20 protein-coding genes are annotated in these 21,797 nt (G+C 57.1%); 14 read left to right on the top strand and 6 right to left on the bottom strand.

All coding sequences use genetic code 11. The features are described 5' to 3' along the window. Positions 1-34 precede the first annotated feature (34 nt). Both IFU29_RS03695 and IFU29_RS03690 read left to right on the top strand, forming a co-directional pair. The gene (locus IFU29_RS03695) at positions 35-2,092 is read left to right on the top strand and encodes a beta-galactosidase (RefSeq protein WP_191932714.1); all 2,058 of its coding nucleotides are present in this window, start codon (positions 35-37) and stop codon (positions 2,090-2,092) included. A gap of 64 nt (positions 2,093-2,156) precedes the next feature. Then, positions 2,157-2,471, top strand: coding sequence for a glucose PTS transporter subunit EIIB (locus tag IFU29_RS03690; protein WP_191932713.1), 315 nt, complete (start codon positions 2,157-2,159; stop codon positions 2,469-2,471). Positions 2,472-2,556: 85 nt separating this feature from the next. Here the strand turns inward: IFU29_RS03690 and IFU29_RS03685 are convergent, their stop codons facing one another. Next, positions 2,557-3,816 (bottom strand): maltoporin, encoded by a 1,260-nt coding sequence (locus IFU29_RS03685; RefSeq protein WP_191932712.1) that lies wholly within the window; start codon positions 3,814-3,816, stop codon positions 2,557-2,559. Positions 3,817-4,081: 265 nt separating this feature from the next. Between IFU29_RS03685 and IFU29_RS03680 the strand changes: the two genes are divergently transcribed. After that, entirely contained in the window at positions 4,082-5,152 is a 1,071-nt protein-coding gene (locus IFU29_RS03680; protein ID WP_191932711.1) for a LacI family DNA-binding transcriptional regulator, read from the top strand. Positions 5,153-5,313: 161 nt separating this feature from the next. Here IFU29_RS03680 and IFU29_RS03675 read toward each other — a convergent pair whose 3' ends face one another. Then, a complete protein-coding gene (locus IFU29_RS03675) occupies positions 5,314-6,321 on the bottom strand; it encodes a substrate-binding domain-containing protein (RefSeq protein WP_191932710.1) in 1,008 nt (335 codons plus the stop codon). Between the two features lie 9 nt (positions 6,322-6,330). Further along, on the bottom strand, positions 6,331-7,938 hold the full coding sequence (locus IFU29_RS03670; protein WP_191932709.1) for a methyl-accepting chemotaxis protein: 1,608 nt from the start codon (positions 7,936-7,938) through the stop codon (positions 6,331-6,333). Positions 7,939-8,360: 422 nt separating this feature from the next. Here IFU29_RS03670 and IFU29_RS03665 point away from each other — a divergent pair, with 422 nt between their 5' ends. Together IFU29_RS03665 and IFU29_RS03660 are read left to right on the top strand one after the other, a co-directional pair. Then, positions 8,361-9,275, top strand: a complete 915-nt coding sequence (locus tag IFU29_RS03665) for a GGDEF domain-containing protein (protein WP_191932708.1) — start codon at positions 8,361-8,363, stop codon at positions 9,273-9,275. A 195-nt stretch (positions 9,276-9,470) separates the two neighbouring features. Then, positions 9,471-11,084 carry an FAD-NAD(P)-binding protein gene (locus tag IFU29_RS03660; protein ID WP_191932707.1) on the top strand — a complete coding sequence of 538 codons (1,614 nt, stop codon included), beginning with the start codon at positions 9,471-9,473 and terminating at the stop codon, positions 11,082-11,084. On the opposite strand, the gene IFU29_RS03655 is transcribed toward IFU29_RS03660, so the two are convergent. Both IFU29_RS03655 and IFU29_RS03650 read right to left on the bottom strand, forming a co-directional pair. Beyond that, on the bottom strand, positions 11,061-11,465 hold the full coding sequence (locus IFU29_RS03655; protein ID WP_191932706.1) for a hypothetical protein: 405 nt from the start codon (positions 11,463-11,465) through the stop codon (positions 11,061-11,063). The genes IFU29_RS03660 and IFU29_RS03655 overlap by 24 nt on opposite strands. A gap of 620 nt (positions 11,466-12,085) precedes the next feature. Continuing rightward, positions 12,086-12,976: a LysR family transcriptional regulator gene (locus tag IFU29_RS03650; RefSeq protein WP_191932705.1), complete on the bottom strand. Its 891-nt coding sequence runs from the start codon at positions 12,974-12,976 to the stop codon at positions 12,086-12,088. Between the two features lie 249 nt (positions 12,977-13,225). Between IFU29_RS03650 and IFU29_RS03645 the strand changes: the two genes are divergently transcribed. Together IFU29_RS03645 and IFU29_RS03640 are read left to right on the top strand one after the other, a co-directional pair. After that, positions 13,226-14,254, top strand: coding sequence for an alpha/beta hydrolase (locus tag IFU29_RS03645; protein WP_191932704.1), 1,029 nt, complete (start codon positions 13,226-13,228; stop codon positions 14,252-14,254). A gap of 49 nt (positions 14,255-14,303) precedes the next feature. Continuing rightward, on the top strand, positions 14,304-14,741 hold the full coding sequence (locus IFU29_RS03640; RefSeq protein WP_244633609.1) for a cyclophilin-like fold protein: 438 nt from the start codon (positions 14,304-14,306) through the stop codon (positions 14,739-14,741). A 10-nt stretch (positions 14,742-14,751) separates the two neighbouring features. Here IFU29_RS03640 and IFU29_RS03635 read toward each other — a convergent pair whose 3' ends face one another. Then, complete coding sequence (locus IFU29_RS03635; protein ID WP_191932703.1) at positions 14,752-15,306, bottom strand: TetR/AcrR family transcriptional regulator; 555 nt, start codon at positions 15,304-15,306, stop codon at positions 14,752-14,754. 137 nt (positions 15,307-15,443) lie between these two features. On the opposite strand from IFU29_RS03635, the gene IFU29_RS03630 reads away from it, so the two are divergent. The 7 genes from IFU29_RS03630 to IFU29_RS03600 all read left to right on the top strand — a co-directional run bounded on the left by IFU29_RS03630 (position 15,444) and on the right by IFU29_RS03600 (position 21,781). Then, positions 15,444-16,535: an alkene reductase gene (locus tag IFU29_RS03630; protein WP_191932702.1), complete on the top strand. Its 1,092-nt coding sequence runs from the start codon at positions 15,444-15,446 to the stop codon at positions 16,533-16,535. 73 nt (positions 16,536-16,608) lie between these two features. Then, on the top strand, positions 16,609-17,391 hold the full coding sequence (locus tag IFU29_RS03625; protein WP_191932701.1) for an SDR family NAD(P)-dependent oxidoreductase: 783 nt from the start codon (positions 16,609-16,611) through the stop codon (positions 17,389-17,391). Positions 17,392-17,522: 131 nt separating this feature from the next. Further along, entirely contained in the window at positions 17,523-18,317 is a 795-nt protein-coding gene (locus tag IFU29_RS03620; protein WP_191932700.1) for an alpha/beta fold hydrolase, read from the top strand. Positions 18,318-18,396: 79 nt separating this feature from the next. Next, positions 18,397-19,002: a hypothetical protein gene (locus IFU29_RS03615; protein ID WP_191932699.1), complete on the top strand. Its 606-nt coding sequence runs from the start codon at positions 18,397-18,399 to the stop codon at positions 19,000-19,002. Positions 19,003-19,142: 140 nt separating this feature from the next. Further along, entirely contained in the window at positions 19,143-19,631 is a 489-nt protein-coding gene (locus IFU29_RS03610) for an isochorismatase family protein (protein WP_191932698.1), read from the top strand. Between the two features lie 278 nt (positions 19,632-19,909). Then, complete coding sequence (locus tag IFU29_RS03605) at positions 19,910-20,689, top strand: MBL fold metallo-hydrolase (protein WP_191932697.1); 780 nt, start codon at positions 19,910-19,912, stop codon at positions 20,687-20,689. A 117-nt stretch (positions 20,690-20,806) separates the two neighbouring features. Next, entirely contained in the window at positions 20,807-21,781 is a 975-nt protein-coding gene (locus tag IFU29_RS03600; protein WP_191932696.1) for a GlxA family transcriptional regulator, read from the top strand. The last annotated feature ends 16 nt before the right edge of the window (positions 21,782-21,797 follow it).

Genomic DNA, 21,797 nt, shown 5'->3' with positions numbered 1-21,797 from the left:
GGGCCGGTGTCGCTGACACCTCTGAGGAACCGTTATGTCTAAATTCCCCCCGCTTTCTGCCGGCGTTAACGCGCTGCTGCACGGTGCGGATTACAACCCCGAACAGTGGGAAAACTCGCCGGGCATCATTGATGACGATGTTGCGATGATGCAGCAGGCGCACTGTAATGTGATGTCGGTCGGGATCTTCAGCTGGGCCAAACTTGAGCCGGAAGAGGGCCACTATGACTTTGGCTGGCTGGATAACGTGCTGGAAAAGCTGCACCAGAAGTCAATCCGGGTGTTTCTGGCCACCCCGAGCGGCGCACGCCCGGCGTGGATGTCGCAAAAATACCCTGAAGTGCTGCGTACCGGTCGCGACCGCGTGCCCGCGCTACACGGGGGGCGTCACAATCACTGTATGACCTCGCCGGTGTACCGGCAAAAAGTGCAGGCGATGAACGTACAGCTGGCCACGCGCTATGCGCATCATCCGGCGGTGATTGGCTGGCATATTTCCAATGAGTACGGCGGCGAGTGCCACTGCGATCGCTGTCAGCAGGCTTTTCGCGGCTGGCTGCAGCGGCGCTATGGCACTCTGGAGCAGCTCAATCACGCCTGGTGGAGTGACTTCTGGAGCCACACCTATACCGACTGGTCGCAGATTGCCTCGCCCTCGCCGCAGGGGGAGTCATCGATCCACGGTCTGAACCTTGACTGGCGGCGCTTTATGACCGACCAGGTGACCGACTTCTGTGCGGAAGAGATCAAACCGCTGAAAGCGGCCAACCCGGCACTGCCAGCGACGACTAACTTTATGGAGTATTTCTACGACTACGACTACTGGAAGCTGTCGCAGCCGCTGGATTTTATCTCCTGGGACAGTTACCCGACGTGGCATAACGAGAAGGATGAAACCACGCTGGCCTGCTACACCGCCATGTATCACGATCTGATGCGTACCCTGAAGCAGGGCAGACCGTTTGTGCTGATGGAGTCAACGCCGGGTGCCACCAACTGGCAGCCAACCAGCAAGCTGAAAAAGCCGGGGATGCATATCCTCTCGTCATTACAGGCGGTGGCCCACGGGGCGGATGCGGTGCAGTACTTCCAGTGGCGTAAAAGCCGCGGGTCGGTGGAAAAATTCCACGGCGCAGTGGTCGATCACGTCGGTCATCTGGACACCCGCATTGGCCGGGAGGTGACAGAACTGGGCCGGATGCTGGCGGCGATGACGCCAGTGCAGGGCACCCGCGTTGAGGCGAAAGTGGCGATTATTTTCGACTGGGAAAGCCGCTGGGCGATGGACAATGCCCAGGGACCGCGCAATATTGGCCTGCACTATGAGCGCACGGTGACAGAACACTACCGTACCTTCTGGGAACAGGGCGTAGCCGTGGATGTGATCAACGCCGATGCGGACCTGAGTGGCTACGCGCTGGTGATCGCGCCGATGCTGTATATGGTCCGCGACGGCTTTGCCGCACGGGTGGAACAGCATCTGCGCCAGGGCGGGCAGTTTGTTGCCAGCTACTGGACGGGGGTGGTCAATGAAAGCGACCTCTGTTATCTCGGCGGTTTCCCGGGTCCGCTGCGGCCGCTACTGGGGGTCTGGTCTGAGGAAATTGACAGCCTGACGGATGACGAGAGCAATGGCGTACGTGCCCTTGCCGGTAACGAGCTGGGTTTACAGGGGTCGTATCAGGCACGTGAACTTTGTGAACATATTCACCTGGAAGGGGCGACGGCGCTGGCGGTTTACGAAAGCGATTTCTATGCCGGTAAACCGGCGGTGACCGTCAACCGGGTGGGCGAAGGGCAGGCGTGGTATATCGCTTCGCGTAACGACCGCGCGTTCCACCGTGATTTTTACGGCGCACTGATTACCCGGCTGGCCCTGCCGCGTGCGCTGGCCGTAGACTTCCCGCCCGGCGTCACCGCGCACCGCCGTACCGATGGTGAACACAGCTTTGTCTTCCTGCAGAACTTCACGGCGCAGACGCATACCGTTGTGCTGCCCGCGGGGATCAGCGACCTGATCGACGGTGCGCCGCTCTCCGGCACGCAGAGTATTCCTCCCTGGGGCTGTCGCGTGCTGCGCGCCCCGCTGTAATCGTTGTCTCACTGGCGGGCCTCTGGCCCGCTTTTTTTTTGCCTGAAGCAGTAAGGAGAGAGTTATGGTCAGTCTGAAATTATTTAAGCGCTACTTCAGCCGGGAACCGGCCACGACGGAGGCCACCCCGGAAGACAGCGTGCTGCTGGACCGGCTGATGAGCTGCTTTGGCGGTCGGGACAATATTGTCCAGGTAGAGGCCTGCCTGACCCGACTGCGGGTGACAGTGAAATCCCTGGCTGCGGTGGATAATGCCGGGCTGCAGCAGGCCGGTGCGCTGGGCGTGGTGATTCTGGGCCATGAGGTCCATGCGATCTTTGGCACGCAGTCAGACCGCCTGCGCGAGCTGATGGAGGCCCGCTTCTTTCGCCAGCCCTGAATGAAAAAAAGGGATAACCGGTGACGGTTATCCCAATAAGCGATCCAGTGTTTATCCAATGATGATGAAGGCGTTTAGTCGTGCATTACCACCAGGCTTCAACCTGCACACCGAAGTTCCAGGTGTTGCTGGCGGTACCGTCCTGGAAGCTGTTCCCCTGCTCGGAGTCGTTCAGGTATGAGGTGAAAATACGCAGCTCCGGGCGTGACATAAATTCCGGACCGGCGGCAAGACCGAGAGCGAGGGTATATTTCTGTCCGGCCTGTTTGTAGTCGCTGCCGTCTTTATTCTGGTCTTTCTGCATAAACGTACCGGCTTCACCGATACCGCGCACATAGTCGGTGAACTGATACTGCGCGCGACCGACGAGAGAGAGCAGGGTGCTCTTATCCGTGAACGCGGTGACGTGGTCAGCCGCGCCCCAGGTGATGACCTGATTCAGCGACAGGCGGTCAGTGATCGGCAGCAGGCCGGTATTGATCACGCGGTAGCCCGTGGCATCACGCGTGTCGTTATACATGTCATACCAGCCGCCGCCCTGGGAGATCATGTTCTGTGCCAGTCCTTTGTTGGCATACTGCAGCACCAGCTTCTGATAGCCGCCCCACATGTCCTGGCTGATCTCACCGGTCAGCATCACGCCATTTTCCGCGTCGTACAGCTCACCGTACTCTTTCTGCTTGTTGGTCGGGTTCGGCATGGCGTAATCGATGCCAAACTCCGTCCACGCCCCGCTCCACGGCTTCAGACCGGCGTAGCGCACGTCCAGGTAGTTGATATTGACGTCGTTATCCCCGTCGGCACGGTAGTCAACGTCGTTGGCATCCCCGCGGATCCACGCGACGGAAATCGCCCCCGGCCCTAAAGTGTAGTTTTCAATACCGGCACCGGAGCCGGAGATGTTCCAGTATTTGGTATCGATAATATGCAGGTCATGGCGCTGGTAATAGCGTTTACCGCCCCAGATCACCGCGTTTTTATCGCCGGGGATCAGCCCTTTGATCTGCAGGTTGAGCTGACGCAGGCCGAACTGCGCATCGTCACCTAAGGTGGTTTCATTGTCGTTGGAGCCGTCGGAAAACATGCTGACCATCGAGTCGACATAAAAACTGACGTCGTCCTTTTTGTACACTTCACTGCCCAGCTCAATCTCACCGTAGGTGTCAGCTTCGTTACCCAGACGACCAATTTTATTTTTCTGCCACTCCTCCATGCCGCCGTCGCGCGAGACGCCCACGCCACCGCGCAGATAGCCGTGGAAATCGATATTGTCGATGGCTGCGAAAGCAGGAGAAGTCAGTGTGGCCGCCAGTGCGACCGCGGTCGCCGTTAGTCTTGTGTTCATGTCACCCTCTGTTTATATTTGTCATACGTTCACACGATGGCGACAGTAAACGCCCGCTGACGAGAGGTGCGCAAACGGAGTGTCGAAATTGTGTGATTTACTGCAAGTATTTAGGCGTAAATTGTAACGATTGGTGAGATTGATCACCAAATATCAAATGTGAACGTCATACTTATTTGTCATTTCCTGACAGTGTGACCGGGTTAACCTGAGCGTTACTGGCCTTGTGATACAATTTGTCCATCGGTTAACAGGGAAGAGAAACATGAAATCAAAGAGCGCCACTCTGGAGGATGTCGCCCGCCATGCAGGGGTGTCATATCAAACGGTTTCCAGAGTGCTGAATAAGTCGGCGAATGTCTCGGAAGGGACGCGCAGCAAGGTAACAAAGGCGATAGAGGCGCTGCGTTATGTGCCCAACCGGCTGGCACAGCAGCTGGTCGGGAAGCAGAGCACGACGCTGGGTCTGGTGACCACTTCCCTGGCCCTGCATGCCCCCTCTCAGGTGGCGGCGGCGATCAAGCGTTACGCCAACGTGTCGGGGTATCAGGTGCTGATCGCCATGATTGATGAGAACGTCAATCAAAGTTTGCAGGAGTCGATCAATGAACTGAAGTCGCAGCTGGTGGATAAAGTGATTATCAACGTCCCGCTGGACACCGCCTGCGCAGAGCGCATCGTTGAGGAGAACCAGGACATCCTCTGTCTGTTCCTGGATGTTGACCCGTACTGCTCAGTGTTTAACGTTTCGTTTAATCCGGCGGACGGCACCCGCGCCAGCGTGAAGTATCTCTATGAACAGGGGCACCGCGCGTTTGCACTGCTGGCGGGGCCGGAACAGTCTGTCTCTGCCCGGCTGCGGCTGAAGAGCTGGCTGGACACGCTGGAAAGCTACCGGCTGGAACCCGTCAGCGTGATCCACGGCAACTGGGACGCACAGAGTGGTTACAGCGGCATTTTACAGCTGATGCGGGAAAATCCGCACTTCAGCGCACTGCTGGTGGGCAACGATCAGATGGCGCTCGGCGTACTTAGCGCGCTGCATCAGCAGGGCATTGCGGTGCCGGGGCAGGTGTCGGTGGTGGGGTACGATGATACCTACGAGAGCGCGTTTTTCCACCCGGCGCTGACCACGGTGTCGCTGGACCTGGACTTACAGGGAAAAGAGGCGGTGCAGCGTATCCTGCAGGCCAGCGATGACGACCACAGTCGTTCCTCCTCGATCCTGCCTGCCCGTCTGGTGGTGCGTAACTCGACGACAGCGGCCGGGCAGCAGCAGCAGGATCTGAAGCAGATTGCTGAACAGCTGCGGCTGATTGCCAGCCGCCTGGGGTAGCGGCAGCGTGAGGAAAGGGGCGTTGGGTCTCCGTGGGTCGGCGGCGACCCTCGGGCCGACCGGAACAGAAGGTTGGCCCTTCAATACAACGGGAGGTCGGGCCCGAAAATCCTGACGGAATGCCGGGCCCTGCCAGTGAAGCTGTGGGGGGCTGATAAGGGTTATTTCGCCCCAAAACAGGCGTTCAGCCCGGCCTGGGTGTCTTTACTGGCCAGACCCGGCATGGGTTTATCGGCGATCAGCGTCACGCCGGTATCCACATAGCCAGAGGCTTTTTTACCGTGACGGGCCCAGGCCACCGCCGCGTCAACGCCCATCGCCGCCATGGTCAGCGGGTACTGCTGCGCCGTGGCGGCAATTTTACCGGCCCGCACGTTGTTCACCCCGGCACAGCCGCCGTCCACGGAGACAATCATCGCGCTCTTCTCTTTGCCTGCCTCCAGCAGCGCCTTATAGGCCCCGGCCGCCGCAGGTTCATTGATGGTATACACCAGGTTGATGTCAGGATGGCTTTTCAGACAGCTGGCCATCACTTCATAACCCTGCTGTTCTGCCCCCTGCGAGAACCCGGCACACACCGTTTCAGGCGTCACCGACAGCTCGCTGGAATCTGCTCCTACCGCCGGTAAGCCCAGCCCGGTCATAAACCCGTTATGGCGTCTTGCCCCGACTAAGTGACCGGGAGAGAGGTCCAGCATGGCGATTTTCAGCGGCTGACCGGGATATTTCAGCGGCATGGCGGCTTTGGCATACTGGCCGATAAGCTCGCCTGCTTTGTAGTTATCCGTGGCGAACAGGGCATCTACCGCCGATATCGGGTCAGTCGGGGAGTCCAGGGCGATCACCTGAACCCCTCTGGCACGCACTTCGTCCAGCGCCGGCACAATCGCCTTTGCATCACTCGGTGTGATCAGCAGGGTGGTGGCCCCGGCGGCCACCATTTCCTCGATCGCCAGGATTTGTGCCGGATAATCGCCATCTTCTTTGCCCGCTGCCGTCAGAAGTTTGACGCCATGCACCGTCGCCCCCAGCATCGCCCCTTCCTTCATTTTCAGAAAGAACGGATTGGTGTCTGTTTTCGTGATCAGCCCGATGGTAATCGTGTCACTGCTGGCCACTGCCGTGGAGGTGACCACGGCAGCCAGCGTTAAAGCCCAGGAGAGTTTCATCGCAATTCCTTAGCGCAGGGTCGCTGTTGTGTCGCTGAGACGACCGGCACGGGAGATATCGAACGCAGAGATCCCCTCCAGCAGTAAATACGCCTGCTGTTTCAGGCTGGCGGCAGCGGCGGCACTCTCTTCAACCAGTGCGGCGTTCTGCTGCGTGGCCTCATCCATATTGACCACGGCTTTGTTCACCTGGTCGATACCGGTATGCTGCTCGCTGGACGCCAGGGTGATTTCAGCCATCAGGCTGTTAACGCCTTTCACCGCGTTCACCACTTCCTGCATGGTGCTGCCAGCTTCGTCAACCAGCTTAGAACCGGTATTGATACGATCAACCGATTCGTCGATCAGATTTTTAATTTCCCGGGCGGCCGTGGCGCTGCGCTGGGCGAGGATGCGGACTTCGCCCGCGACCACGGCAAACCCGCGACCCTGTTCCCCGGCGCGTGCGGCTTCCACCGCGGCGTTCAGTGCCAGAATGTTGGTCTGGAAGGCAATGCTCTCAATCACGGTGATAATCTGCGTGACTTTGCCGGAGCTGCTGGCGATGTCGTGCATGGTGGTGACCACGCGCTCGACCACGTTACCGCCGCGCTGCGCGACGTCGGAGGCGTTGGTTGCCATCAGATTCCCCTGATGGGCATTATCGGCGTTGTGTTTAACCGTGGCGGTCAGCTGCTCCATACTGGCGGAGGTCTGCTCCAGCGACGAGGCCTGGGCCTCCGTGCGGCGGCTTAAGTCCTCATTGCCCAGGGTAATTTCACTGGAGGCAGAAACAATGCTTTCGGCAGAGTTGGCGACCTGGCTGATAAGCTGATGCAGTTTCTCCTGCATTTCACCGATAGCCGCCAGCACGCTGCCGGACGGTGCCGTACTGGCCCCGTTCACCTGGCTGAGGTCGCCCTGCGCAATGCGCTGCACCACCTGGCCTAACACCGCGGGCTCTTCGCCCAGCGCACGGAACAGCGAACGGATGATCATCGCCCCGAGGATCACCGCCAGCGTCAGCGCCAGCAGGCTGATAGCGATAAAGATGATCCGGGTCTGCTGGTAAGCCGCCTCAGCGGTGTTCAGACTTTCGTCCGCGCGTTCGGTGCTGTATTGCAGATACTGGTTGGCTGAGGTGAGTAACTGGGTTAACTGCGGGCGCAGTTCCCGGTTCATGCGGTCAATGGCTTCTGCCTTCTTTTCTGCCAGCGCCAGCTCAACGATGTTATGAGCAACAGGGCGATATGCCTCTTCGGCACGGGCAATGGCGGCCACAAACTGCCGGTCCTGATCGGTAACGTCAGTATGCCTTGTCACCGCCGCCTGCAGCTGTTTCAGTGCCGTGGCCGTTTTGTCTTCTGCTGCCGCGACCTGTTTTTTACCGGCCTCAATATCTGCGGCTTCGCTGACCAGCACCAGGCCATAAAGACTTAGCGAGCTGTCTTTGACGCCGCTAAGGATCAGGTTGACGGAGGACTCACGCGCTGCGACCTGTTGTACATGGGTTTTAAAGCGGTCATTGGCGTTACTGAGCGAGTTCATCGAGAGAATGACGACGGCAAGCACAATCACCACTAACACGCCGAAGCCCAGGGTCAGCTGGGTCCGGACGGTTGTATTTTTGAATTGCATAAATTGACACCCCTGAAAAATCGACGAAAAGTTAAGCGTTCGGCCTTGATATGAGCAGTAATGAACATAAATTTGTTAAGCTGAATGGATTCAGTCAGCAGACCTGATTACAGTAGCCAAACAGGGTTCATGGGGAACATTCGGGCTGGCGGCATAAACTCATAAAAAGAGCCTGATCGTTTTAACGGCAGGCCCGCCGCGAACTTGACAGAGTAAAAAGGAAGGGCGGCGCTCTTTTTTAAAAGTGTGACGGATATCTACTTATTAATGTCATTGACCCGGAAGCCGGCTGGCCCTGCCGCACGAGGAGGCAGAAAAAATGAGGCTCGCACCCGGCATGACTAATGTGTAATTTAATCAGAGTGTCGGTATTCAATTTCAGAGGGTAATGATAGTTATTTTAGCTATTTTCAGGGGTGAACATGCCATTCGCGAAATATGAAGACGGACTTTTTACCAAAAGCGAATCACGGAAAAATTTGCTGGTGCCGCTGCTGTTTTCCGCCGCACTGAGTGTACTGGTAATGGTGTTCAATCTGGCCTTGTTTCTGCCTAAATCAGGCGAAACACACTGGATACAGCAACCCGGATGGTTATTTGACGGAATGCAGTTCGGCATTCTCAATTTTATTCTTTACAGCTTTAACCGGCTATCGGTACAGCCGCGTTTACGCCGCTGGATGAACACTGGCTTGATCGTCTGGATTATTTCAGCAGCCTTTGATTTGATGGATGAAGTGATTATTCAGCCCGCCTGGGTGGGCTATTACATTGAGGATATTACCCAACTGAGTGGAATGCTCTGCGTGTCTGTCGGTGTTTATCACATTGTTCACTATATTAATGACCGCTACGCCGACGTCAGCATTGATTCGTTTCGTGACGAGCTGACGCAGCTACCCAACCGCCGCTATTTTTCCAACGTGCTGCTGGATTTGCGCGGGGTGAATTACTCCCTGTTTTTAGTCGATATTGATCATTTCAAATCAGTGAATGACCGCTACGGACATGACCAGGGGGACGAGGTACTCAGGCAGTTCGGTGCAATGCTGGCGTCGTTATACGATGATAACGTTATCGCGGCCCGAATCGGCGGGGAAGAGTTTGCGGTTATTCTGCAAACGGCTTCGCCGGAACAGGCTGAAGCGCTGGCCCGTGATATTCTCAAGCGTACCCAGGCATTGATCATTGACGATGTTATCCGCATCACGGTCAGCATTGGCGTGGCGCAAAAAAGAGAGAATGAGCGACTGGAAAAACTGCTTAAGCGCGTCGACATCGCTCTATACCAGGCCAAACGGCAGGGGCGCAACCGGGTGGAGTGGGCACCCCGCTAGCGGGGGCCTGTTGTCAGACGTTTTCTTCATTTAAGCGCAGCGGACGGGCGAAACGGCCATCCTTGAGTAAACTTGATCGAGAGCATGGGCGGACGTTTCCGCCCCGCCAGCCTTACCGCACAGCGGCGGGGCGAGGACAATGTGTCATCACGTTGATGAAATGGATAAGACAACCCTGACGAGGTAGCGGTATTAATGAAAAAGGTCGCAATAATCGGCGCCGGGCCCACGGGGATTTATACGTTATATTCGCTGTTGAAACAGGCTGTTCCCCTGTCTGTTACGGTGTACGAGCAGGCGGACGAGGCCGGGGTGGGGATGCCTTACAGCGATGAAGAGAATTCGCGAATGATGCTGGCCAATATCGCCAGCATAGAAATCCCCCCCCTGTTTATGACTTACCTTGACTGGTTACGCACGCAGAGCGACAGCGCGCTGACCCGCTACGGTGTTAATCCCGATACGCTGCATGTCAGACAGTTTTTGCCGCGTATTTTGCTCGGTGAGTACTTCCGTGCGCAATTTCTGGCCATTGTGGCCGCTGCCAGAGAGCAGGGCTTTGAGGTGAAGGTGCTGGAACGCTGTCCGGTAACCGATCTGCAGGCGATGCCTGAAGGCGTGCAGATCTGGGTCGGGGAGCAAGCCAGCCCGCAACAGTTTGAGCTGGCCGTGGTGGCCACCGGCCACGTCTGGCCGGATGACAGTGAGGCGACGCGCACCTTCTTCCCCAGCCCGTGGTCAGGTCTGATGGATGCGGCCATTCCCGCCTGCCACATCGGCATCATGGGTGCGTCGTTAAGCGGTATTGATGCGGCGATGGCGGTGGCGGTTCAGCACGGAGACTTTGCTGAACCGGAGGGGGGGAAGACCACCTTCACGTTGAATAAGGGGAGTGAGGCGCTAAAAATGGTGCTGATGTCCCGGTCGGGCATCCTGCCGGAAGCCGACTTTTACTGCCCCATTCCGTATGAACCTCTGACGGTTGTCACGCCCGATGCGATTAAACAGGCGGTGGCGGCCGGATCGACAGGGCTGCTCGATCGCATTTTCGGGCTGATGGTGGCAGAGATTGAAGCCGCCGATCCGGACTGGAGCCAGGCGATCGCCCTGCGGTCACTGGACGCGGACAGCTTTGCTGACGCCTGGTTTGCCGTGCGGCATCAGCATCATCCTTTCCGGTGGGCGCAGGCCAATCTGGAGGAGGTTGAGCGCAACAAGCGCGACAGACGCACTGTCGCCTGGCGCTATGCCCTCTTACGTCTGCATGAAGCGGTGGAGGAGATTGTGCCGCATCTTGACCAGCAGGACGGGGAGAGATTCAGCCGGGGACTGGCCCGCGTGTTTATCGATAACTATGCCGCGATCCCTTCCGAGTCTGTTCGCCGGCTGCTGGCACTGCGTGAGGCCGGGATCATCAGCATCCGCGCGCTGGGGGAAGACTATCAGCTCAGTGTAACCGGGGAAAAAACAGCGATTCTGACCGCAGGAAAAACAGTCACGTTCGACGTGTTTATTGATGCCCGGGGGCAAAAATCCATGAAGACAAAAGACCTGCCGTTTCCCAGGCTGCGCGTCCAGCTTGAGTCCTGCGGTGATGAGATCCCCGATGTGGGTGACGATTACACGCTGCTCTCGCCCGAGAGTGCCCGTGGCCGTATTGCCTTTGCTGCGCTGCCCTGGCTGATGCACGATCGCCCCTTTGTGCAGGGCATCACCGCCAGTGCTGAAATCGGCGAAGCGATTGCCAGAGCTGTCTGCATGCCGTCCACCCGGGCGCGTAAACGTTTAATGCCCACAGACAGTGAGTAGGGCACTGGCGACAGCCGGGGATAGCCACCTCTGCACGTCGTGAGGGCTGAATGCCGGTTCAGGGAGCGTCCCCCCCGCAGTGTTATGATGAACATCATAGTCTACCGGATGCTCCGCTGGACCCTGGCAATCCCTGCCGCCCTCCGGCAGAACCGGCATTTCCACCTTCTCCACCGGCCCCGCCCGCAGCGTTATCAGATGCGCCGCCATTCCCTCCATTCCCTCCATTACCCCCGTTCCCGCCATTACCCCCGTTCCCACCATTACCCCCGTTCCCACCATTACCCCCGTTCCCACCGTTACCCCCGTTCCCACCGTTACCCCCATTCCCGCCGTTACCTCCTTGTAAACAGCCGTTGATGGCTGAGCCATCTTTGCCATTCTGCCCATCTTTGCCGTTCTGCCCGTTCTGCCCATTTCCCCCATTCTGCCCCTGAAGGCTGTCGCAGCCCGATTGCTGAGAGGTCACAGAAAAGGGTGGCCGTGCTGAAGCAGGTGTCGCTGTCATAACACAGGACAACAAAAGGGTGCTCAACGCCAGTGTGAGTTTTTGATGTGGCATTTTCCGTCCTCTGACAGGGTTATAGAGATAATGATAAGCCTGGTGGTTAACTGTAAAACCGTTGATTCCATTTAAGAGAAGCGCAGTGAAATATCAAAATGGCTTAATGTAAGTGACTGTGATGGGCAGTAATATTTTATTTTTCCGTAAAAAAACACGATGAGAAAATCGCATTAAAACGGAAATATGACGTTAAGTAATAATACCTTAGCCAGTGAAAAAGGAGTCTGAGAGTGAATGACACTGTTACCGGTTGATACGTATTACCGCATGATGACGCGATCAGAGGATAACCGGGGGCATGCGTCTGACAGGATACGCTGACCCGGGCGAGAGAAGATGTCAGCGTATCGTTTGGCTACGCCACCAGGCCATCGTGCGATAAGCGGTTTCAGGCTTTAACCTTTGCGCTTTTGTCTTTCGATACGGCAGGCAGGCGTTAACGATGTCCCCTTAAGGCATCAAGCACCAGCGAAAAGGCCGGAGATGGCTGCTTACGGCTGGGATAATAGAGGTAATACCCGGGAAAAGGCTGACACCAGGGCTGTAAAATACGTATCAGGCGACCCTCAGCAATATGCGCACCAAACTCTTCCTCCGGTAAGAACGCAATGCCCAAACCCGCCAGCGCCGCATCAATAATATGCTCAGAGGTGTTGAAGGTGAGCTGACCGCGCACGCGCACGTTCAGATCGCCCCCGTCCTGATCGAAATCCCAGACATAAAGCCCCCCCGATCTGACCATGCGCTGGTTAATGCACTGGTGCTGCGTGAGTTCATGCGGGGTTTGCGGTATCGGATAGCGGGTAAAATAATCCGGTGAGGCCACGGCCGCCATACGTAGTTCCGGGCCAATCGGCAGGGCGATCATATCTTTGTCAATGGTATTACCAAGGCGAACGCCGGCATCAAACCGGTCGGCGACGATATCGCGAAAGCCGTGGTTGGCGTCAAATTCAATATGAATGTCCGGGTACTGGTGCAGCAGCGGCGTCAGCCTGGGGAGCAGGGTCGTGCGCAACACATCCGGCCCGCAGGTAATGCGCACCGTACCCGCCGGTTTATCGCGTAATTCAGTCAGCATCTCCAGCTCTGACTCAATTTCATCAATACGGTGTCCGACGGCCTGCAGCAGGCGCTCACCGGCGGCAGTGGGTGAGACGCTGCGGGTGGTGCGCGTCAGCAGACGGATTTGCATCCGCGCTTCCAGTGCGGAGATCGCCTGGCTGAGTGCCGGCTGGGTGACGCCCAGCTTTGCTGCCGCCCGGGTGAAGCTGCCTTCACGCGCCACGGCGGTAAAGTACAGGAGGTCATTGAGGTTACGTTTCATCCACCGGAGCCCTTGATTAATAAGCAGCGGTTATAAGCCCATTAAGTATTCATTAGCTAGTTACCCTACACCCGTCGTGTAAAATTTTCAGCAAGAGATAACCTCGCGCGAAGGATAACGTTCTCTTCTCACCATTAACGCCTGTTTTACTGATGTTATTCCTCGGAATAGCGTCCGGACCCGGCTGGCCTGTCATCGTCTGGCAGGGGGAAGGGCAGGCACAACATCGATCACCTGAAGGAAAACACGATGAAGCGATTCTTTTTGGCACTGGGCATGATCCTCAGCTCGGCAGTGGCGACGGCCGCCGATCTGTCTCACGGCGCGGATAACTTTTACACCAGTGACAAGGTTACCCGGCAGAAAGTGACGTTTAAAAATCAGTATCAGATGAATGTGGTCGGTAACCTGTTTGTCCCCAGGGGACAGCGGCAGAATGACAGACGTCCGGCGATTGTGGTGGGGCATCCGATGGGGGCGGTGAAAGAGCAAAGTTCCAATTTGTACGCGCAAAAGCTGGCGGAGCAGGGGTTTGTCACCCTGGCTATTGACCTCTCATTCTGGGGCGAGAGCGACGGTAAACCGGGCCACCTTATTTCACCGGAAATCTATTCCGATGATTTCAGCGCTGCCGTGGACTATCTGAGCACCCGGACGTTTGTTGATCCGGATAAAATAGGCGTGCTGGGGATTTGCGGCAGCGGCAGCTTTGTCATCAGCGCGGCGAAAATTGATCCGCGCATGAAGGCGATCGCCACGGTCAGCATGTACGATATGGGTTCGGTGTTCCGTCAGGGTCTGAAGCATGCTCAAACTGCAGCACAGCGTCAGGCCGTGATTGCCTCGGCCACAGAACAGCGCTTCGCCGAGTTTACAGGCGGAGAGACGGTCTATATTCCCGGCACGGTGAATAAGCTCGATGAGACAACGCCTGCAATCCAGCGCGAGTTCTTCGATTTCTACCGCACGGCACGTGGGGGGTTCACCCCGGAAGGACAGCAGGAAGCGCTGACAACAAAACCGATGTTAAGCAGCGTCGGCAAGTTTATGAACTTCTATCCGTTTAATGACATTGAGACGATCTCTCCCCGCCCGATGCTGTTTATCACCGGCGATCGCGCCCATTCGAAAGAGTTCAGCGAAGATGCCTGGCAGCGCGCCGGTCAGCCGAAAGAGCTGTATATCGTTCCGGGGGCAGGTCATGTGGATTTGTACGACCGTACTGACCTGATCCCCTTCGCTAAACTGACCACGTTCTTTAACGATCACCTAAAATAATCGGGTCGGCCGCATCCTCCCGGATGCGGTTTGTCTCACCGGGGGCGACATGAAATATTGGGGACTGTTAATCGGTTGTCTGCTGGCAGCCAGTGCGACTGGCGTGCTGGCCAGCAATACACCTCACGCGGAAAAAGGAACCACCATGAGAGTGAATATGAAGGTTAATCAACAGGTTTACCACATTGAACTGAGCGACACACCGGCGGCACGGGCCTTTGCGCAGACGCTGCCGGTGACGCTGAAAATGGACGATCTGAACAGGAACGAAAAATTCGCCGAACTGGCACAGGCACTGCCAACCCGCGAGGCGCGGGCCGGGACGATCCACGCCGGGGATATAATGCTCTACGGTACGCAGACCCTCGTCGTCTTTTACCAGACCTTCGCCTCAGACTACCGCTATACGCCGCTGGGGAAGATCGTGGCACCCGACGGGCTGGAAGCGGGGCTGGGTGAGGGGACGGCAGAAGTGACCTTTTACTGAGCGCCCCCGGTCACTTTGGTTCCTGAGCCAGAAGACGGGCCTGGCACACTGCCAGGATCTCATCGGCCAGGGGGGAATCATCCGGGCAGGCGCGGGACAGCACCATGGCCCCGACCAGTTGGGCAAGAGTGGCGATTGTTCCGGCACGCGCGGTGCTTTCCGCCCCATTTTCACCGGTTAACTGCGCCAGCTGATGTTCAAGTCCGGCGGCAAAGCTGGCTTTGATGGGGGTGGACTGGCGGGCCGTATCGCTGCTGAGGGCCGACATGACACAGCCTTTCCCCATCCCGTCGCGATGCTGCCGTGACAGGTAGTATTTAACGAAAGTCTCCCGGTCCGATCCCGCCACGCTTTCCGCGGAACGTGAAAAGCCGCAGCGCATGGCTTCCGCCATCAGATCGGCTTTTGACCCGAAATGTTTGTAAAAACCACCGTGGGTCAGTCCTGCTGCCGACATCAGCTCAGCCACCCCCACGCCATCGAAGCCCCGCTCCCGAAACAGTTCAGAGGCAGTTTCAACAATGCGCCGCCGGTTTTCGCGAACCTGCTCTTTCGACACCTTCATCGTTTTATCTCCTTTCTAAAGAAAGCACCCTGCCATTATACATTGATGATGGTCGTAATCAAAAAGTTTGACATTTTAGATTATGATCATCATCATTACGTTCAGACTTTCACTCACCCTCTGTCCCGGAGAGCATCATGAGTCACCAACCGATCTTTCAGCCTTATCCTCTTGGGCCTGTCACGCTGACGAACCATATTGTGATGGCACCTTTAACCCGTAACCGCGCCGGTAAGGGCCTGGTCCCCTCTGAGCTGGCTGCGACGTATTACGCCCAGCGGGCCTCGGCAGGGCTGCTGATCACCGAAGCCACGCAGATTTCAGCCCAGGCACAGGGTTATCAGGATACCCCCGGTATCTACACGCCAGCGCAGATTGCCGGGTGGCGTAAGGTCACTGATGCGGTTCATGCCGCGGGCGGGCACATCTTCGTGCAGCTCTGGCACGTGGGGCGCATCTCGCACGTTGACTTACAGCCGGGGGGCGCGGCACCCGTTGCACCTTCAGCTCTGCGCGCGGAGACAAAAACCTTTGTTAACAACGGTTTCTATGACGTGTCTGAACCCCGCGCACTGGAACAGGACGAGATTCAGCAGATCGTGGAAGATTTCCGCACCGCATCTGCCAGCGCCATGGCCGCCGGGTTTGATGGTGTGGAGATCCACGGGGCCAATGGCTACCTGCTGGAGCAGTTCCTTAAAGACGGGGCCAATCAGCGTACGGATGAGTATGGCGGTTCGGTGGAGAACCGGGCCCGCCTGCTGTTAGAGGTCGCCGCTGCCGTGAGTCAGGAGATCGGTGCCGGCCGCACCGGCGTGAGGATTTCGCCCGTGTCTCCGGCGAATGCGATTTCCTGCAGCGATCCGCAGCCGCAGTACAACTATCTGGCCGAAAAGCTCGATGCACTTGGCATCGTTTACCTGCACGTGGTGGAGGGCGCGACGGGTGGGCCGCGCGATAACGCTCCCTTTGATTACGCCGCACTTCGCCAGCGTTTTACCCGGACCTATATTGGTAACAACGGCTATGACCTGACGCTGGCCGCTGCTCATCTGGCAGAAGGCAAGGCCGACCTGTTCGCCTTCGGACGTCCGTTTATTGCTAACCCGGATCTGGTGGCCAGGCTGAAGTCCGGCGCGCCGCTGGCAGCGCTTAACCCGGCAACCCTGTACGGCGGTGGGGCAGAAGGCTATACCGACTATCCCGCACTGAACGACGGTGGCCGTTAAGCCCCGATCCTGTTTCGCCGTTCCCCCTGACCGGGAGCGGCCTTGTTTCCTCTTTTAACCAGAGAATAAAACCATGACACAGTCCTCAGTTCTTATTACCGGCGCATCCACGGGTATCGGTGCAGTTTACGCAGAACGCTTTGCCCGCCGTGGCCACGACCTTGTGCTGGTGGCCCGCGACCAGGCAAAGCTGGAACAGCTTGCCGCGCGCCTGCGCCAGGAAACCGGCGTATCGGTAGACGTGCTGCCGGCGGATCTGACCCGGGCGGATGACCTGGCCAGCGTTGAAGCCCGCCTGCGTGACGACGCGCGGATCGGGACGCTGATCAATAACGCTGGCATTGCCCAGTCGGGCGCGTTCAGCGAACAGTCGGCGGCCTCTGTTGACTCGCTTATTGCACTGAATATCAGCGCGCTGACGCGACTGTCCGCCGCAGTGACCCCGCGCTTTCTGCAGGCAGGTGAGGGTGCTATCGTCAATATCAGTTCTGTGGTCGGTCTGGCCCCGGAATTTTTGATGTCGGTGTATGGTGCCACCAAAGCCTTTGTCCTGTTCCTGTCCCAGGGGATGAGCCTGGAGCTGGCACCGAAGGGAATCTATGTGCAGGCCGTACTGCCCGCCGGAACCTATACCGAGATCTGGGCGCGCGCCGGTATCGATATCAGTAACGCGCCTGAAATGATGGAGGTCGGGGAAATGGTGGATGCCGCACTGGTGGGCTTTGACCGCCGTGAGCGCGTGACCATCCCACCGCTGCACAATGCGGCCCGCTGGGATGCACTGGATGGGGCAAGACAGGCCCTGCTCTCTGATATCAAACAGGATGAAGCAGCAGCGCGCTATAAAACGCGGTAATCAGTGTATAACAGGCAAAATGTTGTCGCTAAAGGCCTGCGCCCGGGCCTTTATAATATTACAAGTAAAACCTTGTTTTATTGCCGTGCGATCGGATAGCTTAGAGGTTCTCTGATCAACAGGACGATGACATGCCTCTTTTACACACGGCACAGGGCGATATTGATTATCAGGACAGGGGGGCGGGCGAGGTTACGCTGTTCCTTATGCCGGGCTGGTGCCAGCCGAAAACCGTCTTCGACGCTTTTGCTGAACAGGCGGCTGCTTACTATCGAGTGGTCACGCTCGACTGGCGGGGCCACGGAAAATCATCGACAGACGGTGAGGATTTTGATGGCGCTGCATTAGTATCAGACGCCCTGACACTGATTGAATATCTGGGGCTTACGCAGCTGATACCGGTATCTGTTGCCCATGCCAGCTGGGTTGCCGTTGATCTGGCAGAGCGTTTGCCAGAACGTATCCCTGCGGTGGTCTTTCTGGACTGGATTATGAATTCGCCAGAGCCGATGTTTTTTACCTCGATCGATGCGATGCAACATGAAAATCGCTGGCAGGCCGCCCGCGATGAGCTGTGTGAATGCTGGCTGGCTAACAGCGACTCTCCGACCATGATCCATCATCTGAAAACCGAGATGGCCCAATCCAGCTATCAGCTCTGGCGACTGGCAGGGCAGACCATCACCGGTGTCTATCGTCAGTACGGCTCGCCGCTGCAGCGCCTGGATAGGCTTCCTCACCCACCTCAGACGCTGCATCTCTATTCTCTCGACAGAAATGACGAATACCTGGCTTTGCAGCAGCGGTTTGCGAAGACGCATGATTTTTTTCAGGTGAAACGACTGAAACAGGCCAGAACGCACCTGGCCGTGCTTGAAAGCCCGGAGGCGGTATTGACGGAGATCCTGCTCTTCCTTCAGCGCTGATACACCGGCGGCTTAAGTCCGTTAACAAGAAATGGTAGGGTGAACACAGGCACACAAAGATTAACTTTCGGGGAAGGGCATGACCAATATCGCAACCATCAGAGAACGGGCGGGCAAAAGAGGTTACCGGGATAATCCTGTTTATCGTCAGGCGATGATCAACATGCGGTTGGATGCCTTAACGGATGAGGATGTGCAGTATCTGGAGGCGCTTTATCAGGCATCGAAAGACGCTTTCAGTCGCAACCAGATTTTGTGCGCTTTCGCTTTAACCCCGCCGGATAGGAACCTGAAGGCATTTTTGCTGGCCGCTTTCAAAAAGGAGCGCATGGTTGATATGCGCCTCGCCGCCCTGCGCGGCTTCGCCCATTATGCCACCGAGGAGGAGGTGTCGCCGCTGATGGATAAGCTGACAGAGGCCATCAGGAAACTTCCGGAGCAGGCACGTTATCCCTATCAGGAATATGAACTGTTACGGTCGCCCTTTGGGCTGCCTTATCTGGTTGAAAGATATGGCTACCCCTGCTTTGTCCGGGCCTCTGAGCAACTGGATGCGCAGTATCAGGCGCTGCCGGCGTTATGCAAAGGCTTCTTCACGCTGGATGCACAGGGAAGGCATATTGCCCTGCTTCCCCCGGAGGAGACGAAAGCCAGGCTGGCAGAGCTGTTAAGTCAGACGGTGTAAATGCCCGGCGGGGATGTCTGCCGTTAACGCAGAATGACCCGTTTCCATTGATTATTGGCTTAAGGGCACCTTTCTGCGGCGTCAGTGAACGGGTAATGTAAACCCTGTGCTGTGACTCCTCCCGAAACCAGGAACCGAAAATGAAAAATGCCCTGATCGTTATTGATATTCAGAATGATTATTTCCCCGGCGGCGCTTTTCCGCTTGAGGGCGCTGACACAGCCTGTCAGGCTGCGGTGAGCGCGATTGAAAAAGCCCGTAACGAGGGCTGGCTGATCGTGGCTATCCAGCATATCGCCACTGCGGATGCGCCGTTCTTCAAACCAGACAGTGAAGGGGCGAACATTCATCCGTCGGTTGCGGCGGCACTGGGTGATGCGCCGGTGGTGGTGAAGAAAGAGGCAGACAGCTTTTACCAGACCCGCCTTGAGTCGCTGTTACGCGACAGCGGCATCACGGATCTTTATCTTACCGGTATGATGACGCAGCACTGTGTCACGCATACCGCGCTGTCACCGCAGGGGCAGGGGATGAACGTCCATATTATCGCTGCAGGCTGTGCGGCCCCCTCGAAAGCGTTAAGCGACCTTGCCCTGTCCGGACTGGCTGTTCGCTGCCGCCTTCAGTAATCCGCAGCAATCGCCCCATCTGTACAGGAGGACGGTGTTACCCGGTAACACCGTCCTTTTTACTGGCTGTCCTCCCTCTGCCACTTTTCTTCATCCCTGTGCGTGGCCACCGCAATCTTCTGCAGGGTGATTGACCCGATTTCATCGACTAATGACCTGTGAGTCTGTCACGGCGCTTTTCCATCTCATCCTATAGTAGGACCACTGGCTGCTACCCTGTTCAGACACTACCGACAGGGCTGATGGGCCGAAAATTTGATGAATGAAGGGAACAGGTTATGAAACTCACACAAATCCGTAATGCCACGCTGGTGCTGGACTATGCTGGTAAAAAATTTCTTATTGACCCGATGCTGGCAGAAAAAGAAGCCTGGGAGGGGTTTGCCGGTAATGCCCGCCCGCACCTGCGTAATCCGATGGTAGCGCTGCCGGTACCCGTCGAAGAATTACTGGCGGTGGATGCCGTTATCCTGACGCATACGCATGCCGATCACTGGGATGAAGCGGCACAGCAGGCGGTTCCCAAAGATATGCTGATCTACACCCAGGACGAGCACGACGCGGCGCTGGTCCGTTCTCAGGGTTTTGAGAACATCCGCGTTCTGCAGGATGAAAATGCGTTCGCTGACGGGCTGACCCTCTACAAAACGGACGGTCAGCACGGCAGTAACGAACTCTACGCCGATGCGCAGATGGGGGCGTTACTGGGGGATGCCTGTGGGCTGGTGTTCACCCACCACCATGAAAAAACGCTCTATATCGCCGGGGATACCGTCTGGGTGAAACCTTATGCAAAAAACCTGCAGCGTTTCCAGCCGGAGATTGTGGTGTTAAACATCGGCTATGCTGTTAACGACCTTTACGGCCCGATTATCATGGGGAAAGAGGACACGCTGCGCACGCTGAAAATGCTGCCAACGGCCACGCTCGTTGCTTCACATATGGAATCGGTTAACCACTGCCTTTTGACCCGCGCCGAGCTGCGGGAGTACACCCTGGAGCACGGCATCGGGGATAAGGTTCTGATCCCCGCTGACGGTGAGACGCTGGTTTTCTGATAAGCTGGGTCCCTTGACGGCGGGGGACCCTATCAGTCCGGTTGCCCCTCCGTTATCCCGGGGCCGGCGTGTGTCAGCGGCCTTTCGGTGGTGATGATTTACAGTGAGGTTAACGTTATGTCTGCACTGACGGTCGCCGTGATGGCCACGGCCGGATTCAGTCCGTTTCACTTTTCCGTACCCTGTATTATTTTTGGTCAGTCCATGCCGCAGCCGGATCTGTTTCGCGTGGCGATCTGCGCTGAAAAGCCGGGTGTGGTCCTGTCTGATATCGGGCTGTCCATCCATGTTGAACAGGGTCTGGCGTTGTTTGACCAGGCGGACATTATTATTATTCCCTACTGGAATAACCCGGACGAAAGGCCCTCGCAGGCATTGCTGGAGGCGTTGAGAAAGGCCTGGCAACGTGGCGCGGAGGTGGTCGGCCTGTGTTTAGGGACCTATGTTCTGGCCTACGCCGGTCTGCTTGATGGCCATCGTGCGGCCACGCACTGGGAGTTCGAAAAGGACTTTACTGAACGATTTCCTGCCGTTCATCTGGACAGTAATTCGCTGTATACCAGCGATGAACGCCTGATCACCTCCGCCGGGACCGCCGCCGGTATTGACTGCTGCCTGAATATCATTCGCGATCATTACGGCTCGGCGGTGGCTAACCGGGTGGCAAGAAGGATGGTCGTTCCCCCTTACCGTGAAGGCGGACAGGCGCAGTTTATTGAGCGCCCGGTGCCGGTGTCGACGCGGGACAGCAAAATCAACGAACTGATTGAGTACCTGCGCCGCAATCTGGATAAGCCGCACGATCTCGACTCTCTGGCCGGATTTGTCAGTATGAGCAGACGCACGCTGACGCGTCATTTTTCCCGGGCAACCGGCACAACGCCGGGAGAATGGCTGAATGCGGAGCGCCTGCAACGAAGCCAGGAACTGCTGGAAACCACGGACAGGAGCATTGAAAGCGTCTCGGCGCTGTCGGGTTTTCAGTCTCCCATTTCGTTTCGCCAGAGTTTTAAAGCGAAGTTTAGCGTCAGCCCCAGCGAGTGGCGGCGGGCATTTCGCGGCCCCGAGCCTGTTGACCGTGAAAGCCTGTGACCACGTCGCCTCATCA

This window comes from Erwinia persicina, from assembly GCF_014838825.1.
Classification (GTDB): Bacteria; Pseudomonadota; Gammaproteobacteria; order Enterobacterales; family Enterobacteriaceae; genus Erwinia; species Erwinia persicina_A.
The sequence above is the reverse complement of the archived record's forward strand: the minus strand, read 5'-3'. Positions and strand labels throughout refer to the sequence as shown.